The 21,387-nt window shown below is 50.3% G+C and carries 11 protein-coding genes, 2 tRNA genes and 1 pseudogene; 3 read left to right on the forward strand and 11 right to left on the reverse strand.

The features are described from left to right. Positions 1-128 precede the first annotated feature (128 nt). The 4 genes from pdxH to mutS form a co-directional block, all read right to left on the reverse strand. On the reverse strand, positions 129-770 hold the full coding sequence (gene pdxH, locus EA408_04990) for a pyridoxamine 5'-phosphate oxidase (protein TVR73340.1): 642 nt from the start codon (positions 768-770) through the stop codon (positions 129-131). Positions 771-778: 8 nt separating this feature from the next. Then, a tRNA-Leu gene (locus EA408_04995) sits at positions 779-863 on the reverse strand. Positions 864-957: 94 nt separating this feature from the next. After that, positions 958-1,033: transfer RNA gene (locus EA408_05000), tRNA-Gly, on the reverse strand. A 313-nt stretch (positions 1,034-1,346) separates the two neighbouring features. Beyond that, on the reverse strand, positions 1,347-3,941 hold the full coding sequence (gene mutS, locus EA408_05005; GenBank protein TVR73368.1) for a DNA mismatch repair protein MutS: 2,595 nt from the start codon (positions 3,939-3,941) through the stop codon (positions 1,347-1,349). A 450-nt stretch (positions 3,942-4,391) separates the two neighbouring features. On the opposite strand from mutS, the gene EA408_05010 reads away from it, so the two are divergent. From EA408_05010 to EA408_05020, 3 genes are all read left to right on the forward strand, one after another. Beyond that, a complete protein-coding gene (locus tag EA408_05010) occupies positions 4,392-7,532 on the forward strand; it encodes a TonB-dependent receptor (protein TVR73341.1) in 3,141 nt (1,046 codons plus the stop codon). Positions 7,533-7,543: 11 nt separating this feature from the next. Continuing rightward, the gene (locus EA408_05015; protein ID TVR73342.1) at positions 7,544-9,004 is read left to right on the forward strand and encodes a RagB/SusD family nutrient uptake outer membrane protein; all 1,461 of its coding nucleotides are present in this window, start codon (positions 7,544-7,546) and stop codon (positions 9,002-9,004) included. 176 nt (positions 9,005-9,180) lie between these two features. Further along, positions 9,181-12,624 carry a T9SS C-terminal target domain-containing protein gene (locus tag EA408_05020; protein ID TVR73343.1) on the forward strand — a complete coding sequence of 1,148 codons (3,444 nt, stop codon included), beginning with the start codon at positions 9,181-9,183 and terminating at the stop codon, positions 12,622-12,624. Positions 12,625-12,668: 44 nt separating this feature from the next. On the opposite strand, the gene EA408_05025 is transcribed toward EA408_05020, so the two are convergent. From EA408_05025 to EA408_05055, 7 genes and pseudogenes are all read right to left on the reverse strand, one after another. After that, positions 12,669-14,009 (reverse strand): saccharopine dehydrogenase, encoded by a 1,341-nt coding sequence (locus tag EA408_05025; GenBank protein TVR73344.1) that lies wholly within the window; start codon positions 14,007-14,009, stop codon positions 12,669-12,671. A 167-nt stretch (positions 14,010-14,176) separates the two neighbouring features. Then, the gene (locus tag EA408_05030) at positions 14,177-14,899 is read right to left on the reverse strand and encodes a methyltransferase domain-containing protein (protein TVR73345.1); all 723 of its coding nucleotides are present in this window, start codon (positions 14,897-14,899) and stop codon (positions 14,177-14,179) included. 5 nt (positions 14,900-14,904) lie between these two features. Then, the gene (locus EA408_05035) at positions 14,905-15,681 is read right to left on the reverse strand and encodes a TIGR02757 family protein (GenBank protein ID TVR73346.1); all 777 of its coding nucleotides are present in this window, start codon (positions 15,679-15,681) and stop codon (positions 14,905-14,907) included. A gap of 26 nt (positions 15,682-15,707) precedes the next feature. Then, the gene (locus tag EA408_05040) at positions 15,708-16,373 is read right to left on the reverse strand and encodes an ABC transporter ATP-binding protein (GenBank protein ID TVR73347.1); all 666 of its coding nucleotides are present in this window, start codon (positions 16,371-16,373) and stop codon (positions 15,708-15,710) included. Positions 16,374-16,410: 37 nt separating this feature from the next. After that, positions 16,411-17,343 (reverse strand): sodium:calcium antiporter, encoded by a 933-nt coding sequence (locus EA408_05045; protein TVR73348.1) that lies wholly within the window; start codon positions 17,341-17,343, stop codon positions 16,411-16,413. A gap of 747 nt (positions 17,344-18,090) precedes the next feature. Next, a pseudogene (gene tatA / locus EA408_05050) lies at positions 18,091-18,327 on the reverse strand (twin-arginine translocase TatA/TatE family subunit). A 2-nt stretch (positions 18,328-18,329) separates the two neighbouring features. Next, positions 18,330-21,365, reverse strand: a complete 3,036-nt coding sequence (locus EA408_05055; GenBank protein TVR73349.1) for a protein translocase subunit SecDF — start codon at positions 21,363-21,365, stop codon at positions 18,330-18,332. Between the last annotated feature and the right edge of the window lie 22 nt (positions 21,366-21,387).

Raw genomic sequence — 21,387 nt, forward strand, 5'->3', positions numbered from 1 at the left:
GTAGTTCACTTGATAACCAAACATATAAAAATTGAAGTTCTGACTGCAGAAATTATGTAGCAGGCTGAGTTTAAATGTAATGACTGATAAGATTTACAGGGATAGTATCTGGCAGTGCTGCCCGGAGTTCAGGGGGAGAGTCTTTGTATGTTCCAGGAACCTTTCTTCAGCCGGTACTCTATCCTGTCATGCAGCCTGCCGGGCCTTCCCTGCCAGAACTCGGCGAGGTGCGGGACCAGCCTGTAGCCGCCCCAGAACGGGGGACGGGGTATATCCAGGTCCTGATACCGGCTGGTTACGAGCCTGACCTCTTTTTCTAGTGCTTCACGTGACAGGATCATGCTGCTCTGTTTTGAGGCCCATGCTCCTATGCGGCTTTCGCGGGGGCGGGAGGCAAAGTAGCGGTCAGATTCGCTTCCTGGCAGTCTTTCTACTGTTCCCTCAAAACGGGCCTGCCTTTCCAGCTCAGGCCAGAAGAATACCAGTGCTGCCAGACTGTTCTCAGACAGTTGCCGACCTTTCTTACTTTCGTAATTTGTAAAGAAGGACAACCCGTCTGCGGAGATATCCTTGAGGAGGACAGTCCTGGCCGAGGGCTGCCCGCCACTGCCGGCAGTGGCAAGTGTCATGGCAGTCGGTTCGTGCACCCTGGCCGAAATGGCCTCATCGAGCCATATGCCGAACTGTTCCAGTGGGGAGGGGCGGACTGCCGCGGCCGACAGCTCCTTAAGCCTGTATTCCCTGCGTATCGAAGAAATATCCTTTTGCATGCTTTGAGTACCCGGGGCGGGAATTGAACCCGCACGGCCGCAATGGCCACAGGATTTTAAGTCCTGCGTGTCTACCAATTCCACCACCCGGGCAGTATTGAGTGGGTAAAATTAAGAAAATTGCCGGTTATTCTGCAACAAAACCATGCAGGGTATTATAAAAAAAACCCGGAATTGCTTCCGGGAGTGGAGCGGAAAACGGGACTCGAACCCGCGACCCCGACCTTGGCAAGGTCGTGCTCTACCAACTGAGCTATTTCCGCGTTGGTGGTGCAAAGTTAATTCATTTTTCCTTTTTTCAAAAAAACAGATTTGCAAAAATCCAAAAAATATCTGCCGTATGTTCCTGTCTGCGAAAAGCCGGGAGATGGGTATTTCCACCAACCCGGGATATCTGCCGGGTGTTCCCTTCCCCGTAAGGGCGGGAGCAGGGTTCATTTTCACCAACACGGGATATCTGCCGGGCGTTCCCTTCCCCGGAAGGGTGGGAACAGGGTTCATTTTCACCAGCCCGGGATAATTGCCGGGCGTTATCTTGTGCGGGCGTTCCCTGGCGTTATCTTCCCCGGAAGGGTATTAATTATCTTTATCCTTAATGCCTGTTATCTTTTTGATCTCGTTGAGCTTGTTCAGGGCCTCGACAGGGGTGAGGTTATTGATGTCAAGGTTCATGATCTCGTCACGGATCTGTTTAAGCACCGGGTCGTCCATCTGGAAAATGCTGAGCTGCAATCCCTCACGCTGGCCTGCCAGTGATGCCACAGGTTTGGCAAGTGAATGGCGGTTATGCGACTTTTCAAGCTCGGCAAGAATGTCGCCGGCTCTTTTTACAACGCTTTTGGGCATGCCTGCCATGCGGGCAACATGTATGCCGAAGCTGTGTTCGGTTCCGCCGCGAACCAGCTTTCGCAGGAAAATAACCCTGTTCTCCATCTCTTTTATGGAAACGTTGTAGTTCTTTATGCGGCTGAAGGAGTGCTCCATCTCGTTCAGCTCGTGGTAGTGTGTGGCGAAGAGCGTCTTTGCCTTTCCGTGCGGGTATTCGTGAATGAACTCGGCCATGGCCCAGGCAATGGATATGCCGTCGTACGTACTTGTGCCCCTGCCTATTTCATCGAGCAGGATAAGGCTGCGTGAGGAGAGATTGTTAAGGATGCTTGCAGCCTCGTTCATCTCGACCATAAAGGTCGATTCGCCGAGCGAAATGTTGTCTGATGCCCCTACCCGGGTGAATATCTTGTCTACGATCCCGATGGAGGCGGACTGTGCCGGCACAAAAGATCCTGTCTGCGCCAGCAGCACTATCAGGGCGGTCTGCCTGAGCAGCGCCGATTTACCCGACATGTTTGGCCCAGTAACAATTATTATCTGCTGCTCTTTGTCGTCAAGGAACAGGTCGTTGGCGATGTACTCCTCACCCGGGGGGAGGGACTGCTCTATCACCGGATGCCTTCCCTGCCTGATGTCAATTGCCGTGCCATCATTAACTTCGGGTTTGCAGTAGTTGTTCTCTTCTGCCAGCCTGGCGAATGCAAGGAGGCAGTCTGTGCGGGCAACCGATGAAGCAGTCTGCTGCATGGCGGCTATATGCGCAGCAGCATCTTCAACGATCCGGTTGAAAAGCTCCGTTTCCAGTGCAAGTATTTTCTCCTCTGCCCCCAGTATCTTCTCCTCATACTCCTTCAGTTCTGCCGTAATGTATCTCTCGCCGCTGACCAGGGTCTGTTTCCTGTTCCATTCGCCCGGCACCTTGTCCCTGTGGGTGTTCCTAACCTCTATGTAATACCCGAAGACGTTATTGTAGCCAATCTTGAGGGATGTAATGCCGGTTCGTTCAATTTCCCTCTGCTGCATGTTTATCAGGTAATCCTTGCCGGAATGCAGTATGTTGCGCAGCTCGTCAAGTTCAGCCGACACCCCTGAGGCAATTACATTGCCCTTTTGTACGGCATTGGGTGCGTCCTCTTTTATAGTGGCTGCAATGTTCTTTTTCAATTCCTTGCATTCATCGATCGAGGCTGCGATATCAGCAAGCGGCGGGCAGCCTGTCTCACCACATATCTCTTTTATCCTGGCTGTACAATCCAGTGCATTTTTAAGCTGCACCATCTCCCTGGGGTTGATACGCCCCACCGATATCTTTGACGCCAGGCGCTCGAGATCACCGGTTTGCTTTATGGCATCGGCCAGTTGGTCTGAAGTGCCGGTATCGCCTGCAAGGAACTCTACCGCATCAAGCCTTCTGTTAATCTCGCCCGCATCCATCAGGGGCATGCTTATCCACCGCTTCAGCATACGTCCGCCCATGGGTGACAGGGTCCTGTCTATGACCGATATCAGGGTTTTTGCACCTTCGTTATAGGAATAGTACAGTTCAAGGTTCCTGACCGTGAACTTGTCGAGCCACACATAGCGGTCGCCGTCAATCCGCGAAAGCGAGGTTACGTGTCCGAGCCGGTCATGCCGGGTCAATTCAAGGTAGTGCATCACTGCACCGGCTGCCGTGATCCCCAGGGTCAGGGCCTCGACACCGAATCCCTTGAGTGTCGGTGTCCTGAAATGGGAGGTAAGCTTCTCGTATGCCGTGTCATTGTGGAAGGCCCACTCATCAAGTTTGTAGGTATAATACCTGCTTCCGAAAGCTTTTTCAAAACTCTCCTTCTTCCCCTTTTCATAAAGGACCTCCCTGGGCTCGAAGCCGCTCAGCAGCTTGTCGGCATACTCAATGCTGCCCTGCGAGACCATGAACTCGCCGGTTGACAGGTCGAGGAATGCCACGCCTGCGCTGCTCTTTTCAATATGAACACATGCAAGGAAATTGTTCTTCTTGTGCTCCAGCACATTGTCGTTGAGTGATACCCCGGGAGTTACAAGCTCGGTGATCCCCCTTTTGACGATCTTTTTTGCCAGCTTCGGATCTTCAAGCTGCTCGCATATTGCCACACGCTGGCCTGCCCTTACCAGCCTGGGCAGGTAATTGTCAATGGCATGGTGGGGGAACCCGGCCAGCTCTACAAAGGAAGCGGCGCCGTTTGCCCGGCGGGTAAGTGTTATTCCAAGGATCCCGGCAGCTTTTATGGCATCTTCGCCGAAAGTCTCATAGAAATCACCCACCCTGAACAGCAAGATTGCATCGGGATGCCTGGCCTTGATGCTGCTGTATTGCTTCATCAGGGGGGTTTCCGTATATTTTTCCTGTTTGCTCAACCTTCAAGTTTAACTGATTAACGTTTCAGGGCACGTGAATGCACCGGCTGACATTGTCTGCTAAATTAATATTTTCCGGTTAAATGCCCATGTAAGGGCCAGTTATCCGGGAGTGGGCCGGAGGCCTGCGTGTATGGTCCAAAGCCCTGGAGAACAGGGTCTGCCCATGGTTGTCTTCCGGGCTGAAAATCTATAAAGTGATCTGTTTCGAAATGTTTGACATTGATTATCTGATTGATCGTACGTAGAAAAAAACAATAAAAAAAATGATTTATTAACATAAAAGAAAAATTCTTTTAAATTTGCAGGTGGATAATTATGTATTTCTGTTGTTCAGGACCTGCCGGTAATCCTGCTGCCGGCATCCAAGACAATAGTTAACCGTAATCTTTTTGTTAACCTAAAAATTTACCTATGAAAAAAATGATGATGTTTCTGTCACTATTTGTGTTTTGCGGGGCATTTGTACTGCAGGCACAAACCGTGCAGATTACGGGCACTGTGACCAGTGCTGAGGACGGCACCCCGCTGCCTGGGGTTGCTGTTGTGTTACAGGGTACAAGCATTGGTGCTATTACCAATTTTGAAGGTAATTACAGTATCAGTGTGCCTGCTGATGGTCAGGTCCTGGTTTTCAGCTTTGTCGGAATGACAACCCAGGAGGTGCCTATCGAAGGTCGTACCACTATTAATGTTCAGCTTGAGCCGGAGCTTCTTGCTGTTGATGAGGTGATCGTTATCGCTTACGGCACTGCCCGCCGTGAAAGCTATACGGGTTCGGCCTCAACGGTCAGCAGCGAGCGTCTTGAAAGGGTTCAGGTAGCCGATCTTTCAAAGGCACTTGAAGGTATGTCATCGGGTATCCAGGCCACCAGTGGTCTCGGACAGCCGGGTGCGACTGCCGATATCCGTATCCGTGGGTTCGGCTCGGTTAATGCTGACGCCAGCCCGCTTTACGTTGTTGACGGGTTCCCCTACAGCGGGAATATCAACACCATACCCGTGGCAGATATTGAGAGTATCACCATTCTCAAGGATGCTTCGGCAACCGCTCTCTACGGGTCGCGTGGTGCAAACGGTGTAATTCTTATTACCACCAAACGCGGACGTGCGGGCGAGACCAACTTCAACTTCAGGGCCAATGTTGGTTACAGCGAACGCGGAATTCCCGAGTATGACAGGGTATCTGTTCCGCAGTATTATGAGCAGACCTGGAACAGGATCTATAACGAAGCAAGGTGGTCAACACACACTGATGAGGATGAAGCATTCTGGAGCAACCATGCCTCGGCGAACCTTATACCACGCCTTGGCGGTTATAACGCATACAATGTGGATCCCGACCAGGTTGTTATCGATGGCAACATCAACCCTGCTGCCAGCCGGTTGTGGACCGACAACTGGTATGATGAGCTTCACCGTACAGGTATCAGGCAGGACTACCTGCTGAGCGCCAGTGGAGGGGTTGATCAGACCACATACTTTATCTCGGCCAACTACCTCAAGGATGAGGGTATCGTCAGGGCTTCGAACTTTGACCGTTTCGCCATCCGTGCAAACGCAGAGAGCCAGATGCGCGACTGGGTGAGGGTTGGCATAAACCTGGGCGGATCAACATCTGTTCAGAACTTCCCCCAGGCCAGCGGTACAGCCTATGTAAACTCATTTATGTTCTCGAGGATGGTTGCACCAATCTATCCGGTATACAAATATGATCTTGACGGAACACCTGTTCTTGATGCTGACGGAAACAAACTGCCTGATTACGGAGCGACTTTCGGACGTGCCAGGGCATATATCTCCAACAGCAACCCGCTGGGTACCATTACCCTTGACACCCGTGAATACAAGCGTGACGGACTTACCAGCCGCGGTTTTGTTGAGTTCACATTCCTTGAGGATTTCAATTTCCTTATGAATGCCAGCGCCGATTATTACGGGTTCAGCGGATTGACCCACCAGAATGCGCTTTTTGGTGATGCACAGGCATTTTCGGGCAGGTCAACCAGGGAGACACAGCGCACCATGAACTTCTCGGCAAACCAGTTGCTTACCTGGGGCAGGAGCTTCGGCGACCACTCTATCGATGCACTTGTGGGCCACGAGAGTACCCAGTACCAGTTCAACTTTGTCAATGCCGTCCGTACGGGATTTCCGTTCGGTGGACTTGTAGAGCTGGATGCTGCAGCAACAGCTGAGGGATCAAGATCATACGAGCATAACCACAGGCTTGAGAGTTACCTCTCCAGGCTCAACTATGACTATGCAAGCAGGTACTATTTCTCAGCCAGCTACAGGCTTGACGGTTCATCCCGCTTCCACCCTGACTACCGCTGGGGTAACTTCTGGTCGGTAGGCGCGTCATGGCGTCTGAGTGAGGAGAACTTCATGCAGAACCTTGTATGGCTTGACAATATGGTGTTCAGGGCCAGCTATGGTGCACTTGGTAATGAGGCACTGCCGAGTTACTATGCGTATCTGGGACTTTATGCAACGGGCTGGGACAACCTCGGGTTCCCCGGACTTCTTGCATCGCGTCTTCCCACTCCCGATCTTACATGGGAAAGGAACAACACCATGAACGTAGGACTTGATTTCAGGATCTTCAACAGGCTCGGGTTCAACATAGAGTACTATGTTAAGGAGAGTGACGGACTGCTTTTCCAGAGGCCCATACCGCCATCAACAGGTTTCTCATCGATCGATGCCAACATTGGTGCGATACGCAACACCGGTATTGATCTCGAGGTTAATGCCAACCTTGTGTCGACCAGGAATTTTGTATGGAACGTCGATCTGATGTTTTCACACTTCACCAACGAGATAACCGAGCTTCCGCAGCCTGAGATGATAGTCGGCACGAAGCGCTGGGAAGTTGGCAAGTCGATTTACGATTTCTGGATCAGGGAATTTGCAGGTATCAATGAGGAAGGCCGTGTTATGTGGTACATGGACACTTATGAGGAAGACGCCGATGGCAACTGGGTGCTGGATGACGATGGAGAACGTATAGTCTCAGGAAGGGAAACCACCACCAATTTTGGAGCGGCTGACCGCTACTATGTGGGTACTTCAATTCCCGATTTTGAAGGTAGTTTTTCGAGTAACATGAGGGTCGGCAACTTCGACTTCTCATTCATGCTTAACTTTGGTGTGGGCGGACAGGTCCTTGACGGAGTTTACCAGTCGCTGATGCATAACGGCACCTACGGAACACACTGGCACAAGGACATACTTGACAGCTGGACACCTGAGAATACTGACACTGACAATCCCATACTGATAGGCGACCAGAACGCTAACGGTACATCGTCGAGGTTCCTTTTCGACCGTGATTACCTGAGCATAAGGAGCGTGTCACTGGGTTACAATCTCCCGGCTTCATTGCTTCAGAATATCGGAATGTCCAATACCCGCGTATTTGTGACCGGTACCAACCTGTACACGTTCACATCGCTCCAGGGTATGGATCCGACACAGAGTTTCGGAGGTTTGCAGGGACACAACTACACTCCCCTGCGTACAGTTACATTTGGTGTTAGTATGAACTTCTAAAATAAAAAAATATGAAAAGATTTGGTTTAATATTATTAATAATAGTCGGCATTACAGCCGCCTGCTCGGAGGACTTCCTTGAGACGGCGCCGACTAACCAGATCTCTGATGCAGATGTGTTTACAACTGTACAGGGATGTCAGACCGTTATTGACGGAGTGCTGCGCGACATGCGTGCATTCAGGGCGAATCACGACCAGTTCGGAGTTAAAGCCCTCGATCATGCCATGGACCTTATGGGTGAGGATATGGTTCAGACTAATCACCACTGGTTCGGATGGGATTATCGTCTTGATAACAATCAGGCCGGTTACCGCAGGCCGGGGTGGACATGGTCGCAGTTCTACCGTATCATCAACAATGTGAACAATATACTCGTTAACATTGATGATGCCTCTGCCGCCAGCGCTGCCGAGAGGGCCAATGTCAAGGCCCAGGCTTTTGCACTGCGTGGCTATGCCTATCACAACCTGGCCGAGATGTTCCAGCAGACCTATGCTGCCGATCCAGGTGCGCCCGGTGTGCCTATCTACACCGAGCCCACACAGGAGGGCAACCCCAGGGCTCCACTTTCGGAGGTTTACCAGAGGGCTGCTGATGACCTCGATGAGGCCATTGCAATTATGACTGCAACTCCTGTTGGCAGGAGGCATATTTCAGATCTCAACCTCAACGTGGCTCATGGTTTGAGGGCACGCGTAGCTCTATATATGCAGGACTGGGCTGCGGCAAGGGATCATGCCGCCGCTGCCCGCCAGGGGGTTGCCCTTAACACCAGGGCACAGTACGCAGCCGGGTTTGACAGCTACCAGGCGCAAAGCTGGCTGTGGGGACTTGAGATCGATGATGAGCAGTCAACTATTTATGCTTCGCTCTTCTCGCATCTCGACATGACGGTTCCGGGGTATACCGGACTTGCTCTTGCTCCCAAGGTTGTAAGCAGCAGGCTTTATGACAAGATGCAGGACGGTGATATCAGGAAGGAGCTTATACAGACCTATACCATTGCCGCGGGAATTACCATGGATTACATTAACCTGAAGTTCAATGCCGGACGCCCCGGCGGCAAAAACTTTGCTGCCGATTACGTAATGATGAGGCCCGAGGAGATGCTTCTTATCGAGGCTGAGGCAAGGGCTGAACTTGGCGATGACAGCGGATCACAAGCGCTTCTTCAGGAGCTGTGGAATGTAAGGTTTGAAACAGCACCAACAGTTACCGAGACCGGGCAGGCACTTCTTGATGCGATCTATCTGGAGAGAAGGATTGAGCTCTGGGGTGAGGGATTCTCATTGCGCGACATAAGGCGCCTTCAGAGGCCCCTTGACAGGACCGGCAGTAACCACCAGGCTTACGCCAATAGTCCGCTCTACCTCGAACTTCCTGCAAATCATCCCCTGTTTATCTACCAGATACCACAGTCGGAGATTGACAATAATGATATGATCTCAGCAACCGATCAGAATCCTTAGCAGGAAATATATATGATCTGAAAAAAAATCCGGGCATTGTCCCGGATTTTTTTTATTATTGAAACTAAAAGAGGTTCTTTTTCCGTTTGAACATTTTAGCGGGAGTAACTGTTAATGAGAGTTGGAGGATAAGGTCCCGCGGGGTTGCCGGACCGGGTTCCGGCAAATTGAGAACAATGTATATAGCCATTACCGTATTGATCCTTTTATTTTTGCCCGTGCATTCAGCGGCACAGGGTGTGGATATATTGCAGCCTGCTGCACCACAAACACTGGAACAGTTATCGGTCAGGCATAATGCAGAATACCTGGAGCGAAGGGCCGGGGCGCTCGAATGGGCTGCTGCCAATGAGGTGCCGGTACGAAGACTGCTTGATGACGGGAGGGTGGTTGAGCTGCAGTATATTGATGAAAGCGGACTGCCAGTCTTTCACACCACCTTCAATGCAGTTTCTGCAGTTTCTGTTGGGACAGACCTCCTGTATCCGGAAGGGGAACGGGGACTTGATGTGACGGGCCAGGGGTACTTTGCCGGAGTATGGGATGCAGGGATAGCCGACACCTCCCATAAGGAGTTCGCAGGCAGAATCATTCCCAGGGACAGTTTTACCGATCCTGACCACCATGCCACCCATGTGACGGGGACCATTGCTGCTGCGGGACTAAATACCGGTGTCCGGGGAATGGCATGGGAGGCGGAGATATGGAGCTATGACTGGAACAACCAGCTCACTGAGCTTACACGGGCTGCTGCTGAAGGACTCCTGGTATCAAACCATTCATACGGGTTAAAGCTTGGCTGGACCCGGGAAGATGGTGAATGGGTATGGAACGGTTCTCCCGACGCCGATGAAGATTACAGGTTCGGATTCTATACCAGGTCACAGAGCCGTGCCCTCGATGAACTGGCCTACAAGGCGCCGGAGCTTCTGATGGTGTGGTCGGCCGGAAATTCAAGGGGTGGTGACGGAGACGGGACAAGAGAGCCCAACGGGCCGTTTGACTGCATCGGTCCCGAGGCAATTTCGAAAAATGTGCTTGCAGTAGGTGCAGTAGACAAGATCCCCGGCGGATATGAGAAGCCGTCGGATGTCAGGATGACCTCCTTCAGCAGTTGGGGACCATCTGACGACGGGCGGGTCAAACCCGATATCGTGGCACCCGGACAAGCGCTCTATTCAACACTGCCTGAAGACAGGTATGGTTTTTCAAGCGGGACATCGATGTCGGCCCCTGTCGTGTCGGGATCTCTTCTCCTTCTTCAGCAGCTGTATCACAGGAACAACGGCCGTCATATGAGGGCGGCCACACTAAAGGGGCTGGTAATACATACAGCGCACCAAGCCGGAAAAAACAGGGGCCCTGATTACAGTTTCGGGTGGGGTATGCTCAACACTCAGGCGGCAGCAGAATTAGTTGCCAAAGAGGACGGTGTTTCTACGTTTATCCGTGAGCTTACTCTCAATGATGGTGATGTGTACAAATTTGACTTCCATTCAGATGGTGAAGCTGATATAGTTGCAACAATATCATGGACCGATCTGCCTGGAGCCCCCCCGTTTACTGATAAGATCAATCCTCCCGATTTAATGCTTGTACATGACCTGGATATAAGGATAACCGATGAAACTGGTAATGTTTACAAGCCATGGGTTCTTGATCCTGACGATCCGGAAAAACCTGCTGAAAGAGGTGATAATTTCAGGGACAATGTCGAAAAATTGCTGATCGAGAATCCTGAACCAAGAAGATATACAGTGACAGTATCTCACAAAGGAGAGTTCAGGGGAGGAAGGCAGAACTTTTCACTCATATTTTCTGCCTCCCTGGGCCAGCCTGTTGACCAGACAAATCTTTACTGGACCGGAGGTGACGGAAACTGGGGTGATCCGGAAAACTGGTCACTCGTTTCCGGCGGAGAGCCTGCAGGTATTGTTCCCAACGATACAATCAATGTGGTATTTGATGAGAATTCCTTTAAAAGCACCGATCATGTTATCAAGCTGGAAACCGATGTGGCATGCAGGTCATTCTACTGGCTGACAAGGGGAGGGTACAGGATCGATATGGCAGGGAATGACGTTGAGATAAACGGGGATATGGTGATTTCAGGGAATATTGGACTGGCAGGTAATGGCGGTGATTTTATTTTCAGGGGGGATTCAGGCATCATCAATACCGGCAGAAACTTAGGCCAGCCTTTGCCCATGGTTTTTGACAATCCTGCAGGAAACTGGAAACTGCTCAGCGATCTGCGTGCCGAAAGCCTGTTGGTCAGGACGGGCAACCTTGATCTTTCGTTCAAAGAGATTTACGTGGCAAATCTGTCAGCAGCTGGTGAATTTCCGGGGTCGATGGATATTTCCGGTAGCCGGTTGTATTTGACTGAAAGCTTTGTCATTGAAGAAGGTCTTTTCGAGGTTTATCCAGAGGATATAAGCATAATGATCAATCTGGAGGAGGATGACAGCCAGGTTCGCTTATCTGTCCCGGGAGTGGTGCTGGACAACATTGAGGTCCTTAAAGGGATCCTGGCAATTGAAGGAGATAACCGGGCCGGCCGTCTTGTTAACCGGGCAGAGACAAGGTTAACGGGGAGCAACTCTGTAGCTGACATGATCCTTTACCCGGGTTCAGCAACCTATCTGGCAGGTGGCAGTTCCCAGGTGTTTGACGGGTTTGAGGTTGTGTCAACGCCGGAGAATCCGGTTCTGATCCACTCCCTCTCTGAGGAACCGGCTGGTATTATACATGATGAATATGTCAAGTTTTGTTTTGATCACCTTGATATAAGCAATGTAACAGCCGGTGGCCTGGCCGTTTTCGGATCAGGGACCAACAGCCGGCTTTCGGGCGAAACCTCAGGCTGGATTCCGGGACCATGTGAGGATATTCTTTTTGCCCGATTTGATGTGGAGTTCCCCTGTGCACATGCCCAAACACGTTTTGCAGACAGAAGCGACGGAAGTCCGGGGAGCTGGTTCTGGAGCTTCGGCGATGAAGCGGCTTCTGGTGACACCTCAAACTTTATTAATCCGGTCTACACCTATGGGGCACCAGGAACCTACGGGGTAACCATGACCATTTCCGACAATGGTGGTAAGACAACTGCTGAGCGTGAAATATCCATAATCGAGAACACCCTGCCTGAAAATGAGATCGTGATTGACAACCAGATGAAGAGGTTCCTTTCCCGGGAAACTGCACCCAATTACCAGTGGTATAATGACGGACTTCCTATCCCGGGCGCAACCAGGAGATCACTTGACATGGCCGAATACACCGGAGAGATCAGGGTGCTGCTTACTGATGACCAATGTAACAGGTTTTCTGAGACGCTTGTGGTCAAAGTTGAGGAGATCCTTCCCGGCCAGGAGGAGCTTGTTATCTATCCAAATCCGGTGAGTGACTACCTCACTGTCCGGTTCAAAAGTCACTATACAGGTGAGGTCATGGTGGAGGTAATTGATCTTACCGGCAGGATTACTGCTAACTATGGAATGAACAAGGAGAAAGGGGTACTCATCTTCACAATGGGAAGTGAATGGCCTTCCGGCTTATATATGATCAGGATAGTCGCCGGAGAAGAAATATTTGTTGAGAGGGTGGTGAAGAGATAGTCTGCTTCCGGGCGAACGGTGGTTTTCCCTGAGGAACAATGTTGTCAATCACCTATAAATTCACTTTCAGGCAAACCGTACTCCTCTGCCAGGCTAATTCCCATATCCTCCAGGCGGTTAAGTATTGGCTCATATATTTCCGGAATTACAGGAATTTGAACCCCCCTCGCATTTATTGAACCTTCAAGTATCATTTCAACGCCTATTGCTGCGGGCAGCGCAACAGTGCGTGCGACCGAGGTGTCGGTTGCAGGGGAGCCGTAATCAAGCATTGTCGATTTTATAACTTCCTTCTTCCCTCCGTTATATGATGCAAGGAAAATGTGCTGCATGGCAACCATATCCCTTTCATTTTCATCAAGCATCATTCTACCGATCATCATGTCGGAAACGATCCCGAACGGGGAGTCAACAGCTCTTTCCATTGGCTTGTCATCAAACAATCCAAGCCATTGCAATGCAGTCACCGGCAGGCCTTCTGCACCTGTTTTCAGGTAACCGGCAATCGCTTCCCTGATGTTGCCTTCCTGTTCCACCCCCGCCGTAATTGCCAGGAACCGGGCGTATGTCATGCCCGAATAGTCCCGTTTTTCAACCGACAACAACCCCAGTTGCTTCATGGCATCCATGATTTCGCACCATCCCGGGTGGCGGAATGTTCCCCGGAACATCGTTTTTGTTTCCGGTATCCCGTACAGGCCAATATATGGCAGCGAATCCCGGTTAGGATAAACCTCAAGCTGCCCGACACCCGGAAAATCAATTTTCAGCGGGTTCCTGAAAAGCTCTTCGGTTGGCACATTCACAACAGCACCGTTCCTGAGGAAGCATCCGTCGTTGTTGCCGGCCATGACGACACCTTTCGGACTCCAGGAGAATTTATACATAAAGGGATTGTCTGCCGCTTCAGGAGCAGGCAACGCTCCGCATATTGAGTAAAAACCCTCTATCTTGCCTCCGTTGTCATGTACTTTGTCAATTATCCGCATGGCCGACATATGGTCGATGCCCGGATCAAGTCCCAGTTCATTGAGTATGATAATTCCGGCGTTCCTTGCCTCCATGTCAAGGGCCTTCATCTCCGGCTTGACATATGAAGTGGTGACAAGATGTTTGCCGTGCCTGATACAGTAGCGCGCAACCAGCGGATGCCAGGCCCAGGGCAGCAGGCTTACCGTAATATCATGGCCACTGATCATCCTGTCAAGGCCGGCTTCATCATCTACAGTCCAGCCTATTGCCGATCCGCCGGGGTGACTGCCGATCATTGCTTCAGCCTTGGATCTTGTGCGTGTTGCCACGGTGACTTTATAATTTTTGTCGAGCAGGTATTTTACTATTGGCTTTACCACCATCCCTGCTCCCAGTATCAGAACCTTGTCCATGATCTTATGATTTTTCGGGGACTTCAGCCCCGGATGTTATAAAATATCCAATATAGCGTGAATTGGTTATTGCTTTCATGATTAGTGTCATATACGGTCCGTAACAGGTATGTTTTTTAACATCAACCTTGCTTAATGTATGTAATACATTGCCGTCAATGCCGGTGTTACATCAGGAAATACAGATAAAATTCCTCAGTCAGCCTTTTAAATTCATCAGAGTATTGATGCCTTCTGTCCATCTCAAGTGTCAATTCTGACTTCTGGACAGTTCCCTGTTGCCGGGTAAACTCCAGCAACAGCCTTTTTGGCGGTTTGCCGGGATTGGGAAGAACCTCTGTGATCCTTCTGGTGAAAAGGTTGCTTTTAACAGCCTCACCTGTAAACAGCCCTGCTTCGGCAACCGGAAGTATTACGCTGAATATACCTTTGGGCGACAGGAGTTTGGTCACACCGTTTATCAGGTTTGCCGGTGAGAGGGAAAGGGCATGCCTGGCGGTTGTTCGCGAGGGGAGGGGACTGCCCAGGGATTTCAGAAAGAACGGGGGGTTTGACACTATCAGGTCATAAACATGTGTGCAACTTTTGTGAAAATCATTGAAACATGCATTGTGTATTTTTATTCTGTCGTTCCACGGACAGTATGCTGCGTTTTCAGTTGCCTGGCTGAATGAGGGCACGTCAATCTCGACTCCCTCAATGAGACACCCGGGATTTCTCTGCGCCAGCATTATCGCGATCAGTCCGCTTCCTGTTCCGATATCCAATACTCTTCCCGCACCTTCAGCGGTACACCATGCACCCAGAAGGACGCCGTCGGTTCCTACCTTCATTGCGCACCTGTCATGGCTGATGCTAAACTTCTTAAACCGGAAACTATTTTGCTCCATGCCAGTCAGAATTTTTCAAAAACACCAAGTCCGAATAACGCAAAATCATATTTAACCGGGTCGGCAGGGTCAAAATTCCTCAGCACGCCTGTAAGCTCCTCAACAGCCTTCCAGTCATTCTGCTTCCTTTTCAGCAGCGATAGTTTTCTGGATATGTTACCTGTGTGTACATCAAGTGGTATGCGCAGGGCCTTCTGGTCCATATCTTTCCATATCCCGAAATCAACCCCGTTACTGTCTCTTCTGACCATCCACCTCAGGAACATGTTGATCCTTTTTGCCGGCGAACCGGCCTCCGGGTTTGAGATGTGTTTTGAGGTCCTCCGCGGCCCGGGAACGGAAAGGAAAAGGTCCCTGAATCCACAAATCGCATCAAATACCGAACCTCCCTCAGCATATTGTGATGTAAATACCTTTTTAAGTCCCCCATGGTTGCTGTATATGTTATTCAGGGCACGGACAAAGAACACAAGGTCCTCACCATTGAAAGTCCTGTGCCTGAAATTCATCAGTGGTAAAAGATCACTTTCGGAGTAATTCATAATGAAATCGTGGGGTCTGTTGCCCATGAGTTCCATCATCTGCCTTGCGTTCCTGATTATGGTCTTTCGCTGGCCCCAGGCAATTGTGGCGGCGAGCAGGGCCGAAATCTCGATGTCATATTCGCATGTGAAGGAGTGCGGTATGCTTACCGGGTCTGTCTCTATAAAATCAGCCTGATTATATTGCCTGGTTTTCTCTTCGAGGAATTCTTTAAGTTCTCTTTCTTCAGGGCTGGTCATCAACTGTTTCTTTTCTGTTGTGCCGTTTATCTTATTTTCTCATCCACAATCTTCCCGTCATGCATCGTAAGGCACCTGTCAGCCATCCCTGCCAGTTCAGGGTCATGGGTTACAATAACGATGGTCTGTCCGAATTTGTCGCGTAATGAAAAGAATAGCCGGTGCAACTCATTTTTATTTTTGGAATCAAGATTACCTGATGGTTCATCTGCCAGTATCACTGCCGGATCGTTAATAAGCGCCCTTGCAACGGCCACCCTCTGCTGTTCACCTCCTGACAGCTCTTTGGGCTTGTGACCGGTACGGTCATCAAGACCCAGGAATTTGATCAGTTTCATGGCCTTTTCTTCTGCCACGTCAACCGGAAGCCTGGCTATATAAGCCGGTATGCAGATATTTTCAAAAGCCGTGAACTCAGGCAGCAGATGGTGGAACTGAAATACAAACCCGATATTTTTATTTCTGAATCTGGCCAGATCTTTGTCTCCAAGGGTCCTGTAATCGGTCCCGTTAATGATGACCCTTCCGCTGTCGGGCTTACCAAGGGTCCCGGCAATCTGCAGGAATGTTGTTTTTCCTGCACCGCTGGCTCCCACAATTGAAATGACCTCTCCTTTCTTTACGCCCAGGTCAATACCCTTTAAAACTTGTAACGCTCCGTAGCTTTTTGTGATCTTTTCTGCTTTTATCATCAGAAGTGAAATATCCCGGCTCTTTCGAAACCTTTATTTAAAATTTGAAGACGATGTAAATATAGAGAATGTATGTCACTAACAGGCATGTTCCTTTCCACCGGCCGAGGGACGCCCTTCCGTAGGGAAGCATGAATATCAGCAGCAGCAGCGATATTGCCAGCATCCAGATAACATCAAACCTCATTTCGGCACTGACAGGAATTGTTTTTATCATACTGGTAATACCCAGGATGCCCAGGAGGTTGAATATGTTTGATCCGATTATGTTTCCTATTGATATATCGAGTTGTTTCTTTAATGCAGCCATAACTGATGTGGCCAGCTCAGGTACGCTGGTTCCGAATGCAATTATTGTAACGGATATTACCCGTTCGCTGACACCGAAGCGGTGTGCAACTGATTCTGCCCCGTCAACAAGCCACGAGGCTCCGAAATACAATCCTGCCGATGATATTACCAGCAGCAGCAATGACAGCTTTACTGAAAAACCAGCCCTGGAGAATACATGTCCGGTTTTTTCAAGGTCGATACGGGACTGCCTGACCGAAAAGAATATGAACCCTGCAAGAAGCACCAGCGAAACGGCTCCTTCGATAAAGGAGAGCCTTCCGTTCATGACGAACAGCGTAAAGAGAAGACTGGCAAACATCATGTATGGCCAGTCAAACCTTACTGAATTTTTATTTACAGGAATGGAGATAATGATTGCTGTGAGCCCCAGCACAAGTGCGATATTGGAAATGTTTGAGCCGACAACGTTTCCTACGGCTATATCGGGATGGTTTTTAAGGATTGCTCCTATGCTGACAACAAGTTCGGGAGCCGATGTACCCAGCGACACAACGGTGACCCCGATAACCAGTGTTGAGATACGCATGTGCGCTGACAGTGCCACGCCGCTCTTTACAAGCAGGTCGCCGCTTATAAGGAGTACGGTAAAGCCAAGGATCAGGTAAAAATAATCCATCTGGTGTCGGTTAGTAAGCAGCCCGGAGTGCCAGGCTGCCAGTTCCTTCCATCAGTTCCCGGTTTTGCCCTTCTCCTTCCCTGGCCGTCCGCTCTCTGATCCGGGTTTTTTCTTTTCTGCACGGGATTTTCCTGACCCGGATTTTTCAGCTTTTTTCGCGCCGGGGTTTTTAGGTCCGGGTTTTAACTGCCCGGGGTCTTGATCTTCTTTCCCGACTGCTTTTTTTGTCCCGGCTTTCCCTGGTTTTGTTTCTTTTCCAATGGGTTTGCCGGATTTTTCGGCCCCGGGCTCTTTCACTGCACTCTTTTTCGCTTCGGCTTTCTCAGGTCCGGATTCTTTTCCCGGGGACTTCCCGGCCTTTACCGTTCCGGCAGCTTTTGTCCCGGGTTTCACCGATTCTGTTTTTTCAGATCCCGGTTTCAGGGATTCTTTCGCGCCCGTTTTTCCTGCTCCGGCAGCACCGGCTCCGGCCACGCCATCTTTAGCCGTATCGTCTCCGGCAGCACTGTCTTTAACCGCATCGCCTCCGGCCGCACCAGCTCCCGCCACGCTGGTCCCGGCAGCTTCATCCCCGGAGAGGCCATATGGGTCATACGGACTGTAAGGTGTGCCTGAACTTCCGGGTTTGCCGGCACCTTTCTTACCGGAGGTTTCTTCTGCTCCTGATCCGTTTTCTACCTTTTCTTTGACCTGGTCGACATCTTTACGGATCTCCTCTGTGGTTTCACGGATATCAGTTGCCTCCTCTTCAAGCTTGCCTTTCATCTGGTCAAAATCCCTGCGGATTTCACCGGCGGTTTCACGGATGCCGGAAGTACTTTCGTTGATCTCCCGTTTAATGTCCTCGGTGGCCCTTTTGAACTCCCTCATGCCTTTTCCAAGTCCCTTAGCAAGTTCGGGTATCTTCTTGGATCCAAAGAGAAGCAGCACCACAACCAGTACGATGAATACCTCCGAGCCGCTTATGAACAGCATTGTGCCCATTATCATTTTGATTTTTGTTGCTTTTGTTTCATTTTCCCGAGTTTGCCGATAGAGTCATATACAACAGGAGTAGCAATGAACAGAGATGAGTAGGTACCGACTATTACACCTATCAGCAATGCAAAGATAAACCCGCGAATAACCTCTCCTCCGAACAGGAATATTGAAAGCAGCACGAAGAAGGTGCTCAGCGAGGTGCTGAATGTACGGCTCAGTGTGCTGTTCAGTGCGAGATTGTACACCGTGCTCCTTTCACGTTTCGGGTAAAGCTTGAAGAACTCCCTGATACGGTCAAACACGACAACGGTATCATTTATAGAGTATCCCACCACGGTAAGGATGGCCGCTATAAAGGCCTGGTCTATTTCCAGGGAAAATGGCATTATCCCGTGCAGCAGGCTGAATATACTGAGAACTATCATAACATCGTGGCCAACAGCCGCTATTGCACCAAGTCCGAACTGCCAGTTCTTGAAGCGGATGAACATATAAAGGAACATGATCACAAGGGCAAAGACAATGGCGTAAACGGCCTGAACCTTTATATCCTGTGCAACGGCCGGCCCTACCTTTTCGGAGCTTTGCCGGTAGTCGCTCATGAACCTTTCCAGTGAGACGTCCTCATCCAGGAACGGCTGAAGGCCCTGGTAAAGCAACTGCTCTACCTCCTCGTCCACCTCGGGATCAATTTCGTCTATCCTGTAATTTGTGGATACCCTGATCTGGTTCTCCCCTCCGAAAGTGATCACCGATGTTCCCTCGCCGAACACATCAAAGAGGGAGTTCTGTATGTCGAGGGTGCTGACATTTTCCTCGAAACGGACTATATAGGTCCTGCCGCCTGTAAAGTCAATTCCCTGGCTCAGCCCCCTTGTAAACAGCGACCCGATGCCGATGATTATGATAATACCTGAGATGGCATAGAATATCTTGCGCTTTTCTATGAATTTTATATGAACATTCTTAAAGGCATTCTCGGTAAGTTTAGTGGCAAAACTCAAGGTTTTGTTCCTGTCAAGGAACCAAAGGAAGATAAGCCTGGTGATGAATATGGCAGAGAAGAGCGAGGTACAGATACCTATCACGAGGGTAGTGGCAAAGCCCTGTATGGGGCCGGTACCGAAAATGTATAGGATAATTCCGGTTAGCAGCGTTGTGACGTTGGCATCGATTATTGCTGAGTAAGCGTTCTTGTAACCGTCAGATACTGCCAGCCGCAGTCCCTTCCCCGCCTTAATCTCCTCTCTTATCCTTTCAAATATAAGCACGTTGGCATCTACCGACATGCCTATTGTGAGCACAATACCGGCTATGCCAGGCAGCGTTAATGTGGCGCCCAGCGATGCCAGCACACCCATGATGAAGAACACGTTTACGATCAGTGCTATGTCGGCAACAATCCCCGCTTTGCGGCTGTAATAGATTACCATGTATAGCAGTACCACCAGGAATGCGATGATGAATGAGCTAAGTCCCGCCCTGACAGCCTCCTGGCCCAGTGTCGGACCAACGATCGCTTCCTGTATGATCCTTGCAGGCGCAGGCAGAGCCCCTGATCTGAGCACATTGGCAAGGTCCTGGGCTTCGGTAATTGAAAAATCACCTGTAATCTGTGATCTGCCGCCGGTAATTTCCTGGTTAACCCTTGGGGCTGAGTAAACATAGTCATCCAGCACAATAGCTATGCAACGGCCGATATTGTCCCTTGTCAGCCTGGCCCATATCCTGGCGCCCTCGGCGTTCATGGCCATGGTGACTTCGGCCGTTGCCTGGGCCTGGCCGAACTCAACTCTCGCGTCGGTAATTACGTCGCCGTCCAGTGGCGGGCGGCCGTCACGGCTTGTTACCTTGATGGCATGCAGTTCGTAGTATGCTTCGGTAGCGTCCCATCTTGGCGGTTTGACACCCCAGTAGAAACGGACGTCACGGGGGAAAAGCTGCCTTACCTGGGGCATGTTGAGGTAATTATTTACCCTGGTGGTATCACGGTAATCGGCAATACCAATTGACGAACCCGGCATCAGCTGCCCGTCAGGCGTCGTACTCGGATTGAGAATACTGAAAAGTGGAAAATCCACCATCATCTGGTCAACAGAAATGTCACGGTCAGGATCAAGTGTATCCTGATCAAGCAGGTCGAGCAGCGACTCCTCGTCAGTTACGAGCTGATCGGCAGGTGTGAGATCCTGATCGGGGACAAGCAGATCGTCTTCCTCTTCAACAGGATCTTCTTCCTGCTGCGAGAGTGCCCTCCTGGCCTCCTCAATCTCCTTTATCCGTTCGTTTGCCTGCAGCAGGAACGGGTAAATTTCGGAGTTTTCGTAGGTTTCCCAGAATTCAAGGTTGGCTGTTCCCTGGAGCAGTGACCTCACCCTTTCGGGCTCCTTTACACCTGGAAGTTCAACCAGTATGCGGCCGTGTGTCTCCAGTCTCTGGATATTCGGCTGGGCAACACCAAAACGGTCGATACGGCTGCGGAGTATATTGAATGAGTTATCAATGGCCCTTTCAGATTCCCGCCTGATGACGCTCATGACCTCCTGGTTGGTCGAGTTGTAGCTTACCCTGTCGCGCAGTTCAACTGTGCTGAATATTGCAGCAAGCTGGGCATTGGGGTCGACTGTCTCAAATGCACGGCCAAACAGGGTTATGAAATCATCGGTGCTGGTTCTTGACCATTCACGGGCAAGATTTAGTGCTTCGACGAAAGTGGGGTCTGTACTGTAATTTGACAGTGCACGTATGATCTCATAGCTGGATACCTCCAGAGTCACGTTCATGCCACCCCTGAGGTCCAGTCCCAGGTTTATCTCTCTTTCCTTGGCTTCCCTGTATGTGTATTGCCTGATTCCAAGAAAATTGTATACAACCTCCCTCATCATTGAGTCCAGGTATGCCTCTTCCCTGGCGGGATCACCCTGCGCATAAGCTGCGGCCTCCCTCTCAACCTTGTAGGTTATATACGTAAAAGACAACTGGTAAATACTTACCAGAGCCAAAGCAATTGCCAGCAGCTTTACTGCTCCTTTGTTCTGCATTTCTGTATAGGTTTATGAATTA

The sequence above is a fragment of the Marinilabiliales bacterium genome (genome assembly GCA_007695015.1).
Lineage (GTDB): Bacteria > Bacteroidota > Bacteroidia > Bacteroidales > PUMT01 > PXAP01.